The sequence below is a fragment of the Azospirillum sp. genome, from assembly GCF_050789165.1.
Genome location: NZ_JBOZRT010000072.1, coordinates 1 through 4,118, shown reverse-complemented (window position 1 = coordinate 4,118; position 4,118 = coordinate 1). Strand labels below are relative to the sequence as shown.

4 protein-coding genes and 2 pseudogenes are annotated in these 4,118 nt (G+C 71.4%); 1 reads left to right on the top strand and 5 read right to left on the bottom strand.

Features of this window, described 5'->3' with window-relative positions; genetic code table 11:
• The 3 genes and pseudogenes from ACRWK7_RS16350 to efp all read right to left on the bottom strand — a co-directional run.
• Window positions 1–357 (bottom strand): annotated as a pseudogene (locus ACRWK7_RS16350) (hypothetical protein); the annotation flags it as partial.
• Between the two features lie 161 nt (window positions 358–518).
• Window positions 519–1,373, bottom strand: a complete 855-nt coding sequence (locus ACRWK7_RS16345) for an inositol monophosphatase family protein (RefSeq protein WP_431857327.1) — start codon at window positions 1,371–1,373, stop codon at window positions 519–521.
• A 10-nt stretch (window positions 1,374–1,383) separates the two neighbouring features.
• Window positions 1,384–1,950 (bottom strand): elongation factor P, encoded by a 567-nt coding sequence (gene efp / locus ACRWK7_RS16340; protein ID WP_431857325.1) that lies wholly within the window; start codon window positions 1,948–1,950, stop codon window positions 1,384–1,386.
• Between the two features lie 202 nt (window positions 1,951–2,152).
• Between efp and epmA the strand changes: the two genes are divergently transcribed.
• On the top strand, window positions 2,153–3,193 hold the full coding sequence (gene epmA / locus ACRWK7_RS16335; protein ID WP_431857324.1) for an EF-P lysine aminoacylase EpmA: 1,041 nt from the start codon (window positions 2,153–2,155) through the stop codon (window positions 3,191–3,193).
• Window positions 3,194–3,239: 46 nt separating this feature from the next.
• Here the strand turns inward: epmA and ACRWK7_RS16330 are convergent, their stop codons facing one another.
• Both ACRWK7_RS16330 and ACRWK7_RS16325 read right to left on the bottom strand, forming a co-directional pair.
• Entirely contained in the window at window positions 3,240–3,728 is a 489-nt protein-coding gene (locus ACRWK7_RS16330) for a GNAT family N-acetyltransferase (protein WP_431857323.1), read from the bottom strand.
• Window positions 3,729–3,855: 127 nt separating this feature from the next.
• Window positions 3,856–4,118, bottom strand: a pseudogene (locus ACRWK7_RS16325) (oxidoreductase); the annotation flags it as partial.

Genomic DNA, 4,118 nt, shown 5'->3' with positions numbered 1-4,118 from the left:
GGGCGCCGGCGCCGGGCGGGCGGCCGTCTGCACCGGCGGCGCGCCGGCCGGGCCGGCGGGCGGCGCCACCGGCGGGCCGGCCGTCAGGTCGGGCAGCGGCGGGGGCTCGATCGGCTGCAGCGGAGTGAACTGCGGCGGCGCCTTGACCGGCTTCGGCGTGTGCAGCCGCGGCGGCGGCGGCACCGGCATCGGCACGGCGTTCTCGAGCGTCAGCTTCCCCGTTCCCGGAGCCGGGGCCGCGGAGGCCGGTGCCACCAGCGCAACGGCAAGCACCCCCATCCCGGTCAGGGCGGCGGTGATGGCCTGCGCGCGGAGCGGCGACCGCCACCCCACGCGCGTGTTGCGAACTCGGTTCATGCGACCGGAACACCCTCTGGTGGACAGCGTGGCTAACCCTTTACACGGGTTTCACGCCCCACCATAGCCCATCGATCGGTGTAGCGACAATTCCCGACGCGGGGGAGAGAACGGTTCTCCCCCAACGGTCTAGCCTAGGACCGCGTCGGCCGGTCGGCGGATCACCCGGCCTTTGGGGCTTGGGGTGCCGGGGTGGGCGCCGGGGCTGGCGCCGCCTGCTTGCGCTCGACCGAGCGCAGCAGCTTGGCCAGCGGCATGTTGAGGTGCGTGTTGGTGGCCAGGATGGTGCCGCCGTGCACCGGGTCGCGGCCGCCGCCGATCTCGCCGACGAATCCGCCGGCCTCGGTGACCAGAATCACGCCCGCCGCCGTGTCCCAGGGCGACAGCCCGCGCTCCCAATAGCCGTCGTAGCGGCCGGCCGCCACGTAGGCGAGGTCGAGCGAGGCGGCGCCCCAGCGGCGGAGGCCCGCCACTTCGGTCATGATCGCCTCGGCCTCGGCCAGGAACTTCTTATGGCCGGGGCGGCCCTTGAACGGGATGCCGGTGGCGACCAGCGAATCCTCCAGCCGCCGGCGCTCAGACACGCGCAGCCGCTGGTGGTTGAGGAAGGCGCCGCCGCCCTTCTCGGCCCAGAACATCTCGTCGTGCACGGGTTCGTACACCACGCCGGCGACGATCTCGCCGTTCTTCTCCAGGGCGATGGAGATCGCCCAGTGCGGCAGGCCGTGCAGGAAGTTGGTGGTGCCGTCGAGCGGGTCGACGATCCACCGCGTGGTGTCGTCCTTGCCCTTGGAGGCGCCGGCCTCCTCCAGCAGGAAGCCGAAGTCGGGCCGCGCCTTCTGGAGCTCTTCGCGCAGCGTCTTCTCGGCCTTCATGTCGGCGTTCGACACGAAGTCCGACGGCCCCTTGCGGGAGACCTGGAGCTGCTCGACCTCGCCGAAGTCGCGCACGAGGGCCCGTCCCGCCTTTTCGGCGGCACGGACCATCACGTTGATGAGGGCGGAACGGGTTGCCATGAGGAGGGGATCAGTCCTTCGCGCGTTCGACGTATTCGCCGGATTGGGTGTCGACGACGACGCGGGTGCCCGCCTCGATGTGCGGCGGCACCAGGATGGAGACGCCGTTCTCCAGCTTCGCCGGCTTGTAGGAGGAGGAGGCGGTCTGCCCCTTCACCACCGGGTCGGCCTCGGTGATCAGCAGCGTCACCTTGCCGGGGATCTCGACGCCGAGCGGCGCGCCCTCGTGGCTCTCCACAGTGACTTCCATGCCGTCCTGCAGGAACACGGCCTGATCGCCGATGACCTCGCGCGGGATGGTGACCTGCTCGAAGCTCTCCTTGTCCATGAAGGTGAAGGCGTCGCCTTCGGAGAACAGGAAGGTCATGTCGTGCTGGTCGAGGCGGGCGCGCTCCACGGTCTCCTGCGTGCGGAAACGCTCGGAGAGGCGGTTGCCGGTGCGGATGTCCTTGCCCTCGAGCACGATGAAGGCGCCACCCTTGCCGGGCTGCACGATCTGGGTCTTCTGGATGACGTAGAGCTTGCCGTTGTGCTCCAGCACATGGCCGGCACGCATCTGGTTGGCGTTGACCTTCATAGGACGATTCCGTGATTTCCAAGAAACAGGGCGGCGCGGAACCTAGCAGCTTGCCGCACGCGAGGCAACGCCGGGCGGAGGGGTAAACCGGGCGACCGGCGCGCGCGCAGGGAAAACCGCGGGCGGGGGCGGATGTCGCGCGGGCTTTCCGCGGATGCCCGCGGTTTGCTAAGCAGCGCCATCGCGCACGAAAGGCTTTCCCATGCCCCCCTTCTGGCACCCCGATCTCTTCGCCCGCCGCCGCCCGCACCTCGCGGCGCGGAGCCGCGTGCTCGGCGCTGTGCGCCGCTTCTTCGAGGAGCGTGGCTTCGTCGAGGTGGAGACGCCGTGCCTCCAGGTCTCGCCGGGCATGGAGCCGCACCTGCACGCGTTCTCGACCGAACTGGTCGGCCCGCACCCGGACGACCGCCGCCGGCTGCACCTGCACACCAGCCCCGAGTTCGCCATGAAGAAGCTTCTGGTGGCCGGGATGCCGCGGATCTTCCAGCTGGCGCACGTCTTCCGCAACGCCGAGCGCTCGGCCACCCACCACCCGGAGTTCACCATGCTGGAATGGTACCGGGCGGGGGAGGGCTACCGCACGCTGGTGCAGGACTGCGTCGACCTCGTGCGCGCCGCGGCGGAGGCCGCCGGCCGAACCCGCTTCGCCTTCCGCGGCCTGGAGTGCGACCCCTTCGCGCCGTGGCGGGTGCTGACGGTGCAGGACGCCTTCGCGGAATACGCCGGCATCGACCTGCTGGCGACCTACGACGGCAGCCACGAGCCCGACCCGGCGCCGCTGGCCGCCGAGGCGGCGCGCGCCGGCATCCGCACGGGCGAGGGCGACCGCTGGGAGGACGTCTTCTTCCGCATCATGTTCGAGCGCATCGAGCCGCACCTGGGCGCCGGCGTTCCCTGCGTGCTGACCGACTACCCGGTCTGCATGGCCGCGCTGTCGCGCCCGAAGCCGGAGGACCCGCGGCTGGCCGAGCGCTTCGAGCTGTACGCCTGCGGCCTGGAGCTGGCGAACGCCTTCGGCGAGCTGACCGACCCGGTGGCCCAGCGCGCCCGCTTCGAGGCGGACATGGCGTTGAAGGAACGCCTGTACGGCGAACGCTTCCCGGTGGACGAGGATTTCCTGGCGGCCCTGGAGCACGGCATGCCGGAGAGCAGCGGCATCGCGCTGGGCGTCGACCGGCTGGTCATGCTGTGCAGCGGCGCCGAGGAGATCGACGACGTGCTGTGGGCGCCGGTGGCGCGCTAGGCGGTGCCGCCGGCAGCGTGCCCGACGCCGGACCGGGCGGAGGACATCAGCCGAGGCCGAGCCGATAGAAGCGCGTGTCCACCGCCATGCGCGGGAAGGTCGGCGGCAACGCCTCCGCGGGCACGGCGACGAAGCCGTTCTTCTCGTAGAAGCGGTGCGCGGCGAGGAACTTGTCGGTCGTGCCCAGGTGAATGGCCGCGAGCCCCTTCCGGCGGGCATGGGCCAGCAGCGCGTCGAGGAGGCACTGCGCCACGCCATGCGCCGCCCCGCGCCAGTCGCGGTGCACGAACATCTTGCGCAGCGCCCCGCCGGCCTCGCCGATGTCGAGGAGGGCGATGGAGCCGATCACCGTGCTCCCGTCGCGCGCCACCCAGAACTCGCCGGCACCCCGGCGGTAGAAGCCCTGGATGTCCTTGAGGTCGGGCTGGTCATCGTAGGTGATGGGGATGCCGAACTCCTCGCGCTGGATGGGCACGATGAGCGCGGCGATGCCGGCGGTCTGGTCGGGCGAGAAGGTTTCGATGGCGATGGGCATGATGGTCCTCCGTGTTGGGAATCGGGGTGCCGTCGCGGGTTCGGGACGGCGTCGGACGCGCGGTCGAGAGGCGGGCACGCCCCCTCTCGACCGCTCCGAGCCGATTCGCCATCCCCGGAGACGTTCGTTACGCGATCTTCAGCACCACCCGCCCGCGGATCCGCCCGGCGAGGATCTTCGTCGCCAGCTCCGGCAGCGCCTCGAACGGCTGCACCTCGTACATCGCCTTCAGCGCGGCCTTGTCCAGGTCGCGCGCCAGCCGCGCCCAGGCGACGGCGCGCCGGTCCTGCGGTGCCGCCACCGAATCGATGCCGAGCAGCGTGACGCTGCGCAGGATGTGCGGCAGCACCGTGCCCGGCAGGTCGGCCGAGCCCGCCAGCCCGCACGCCG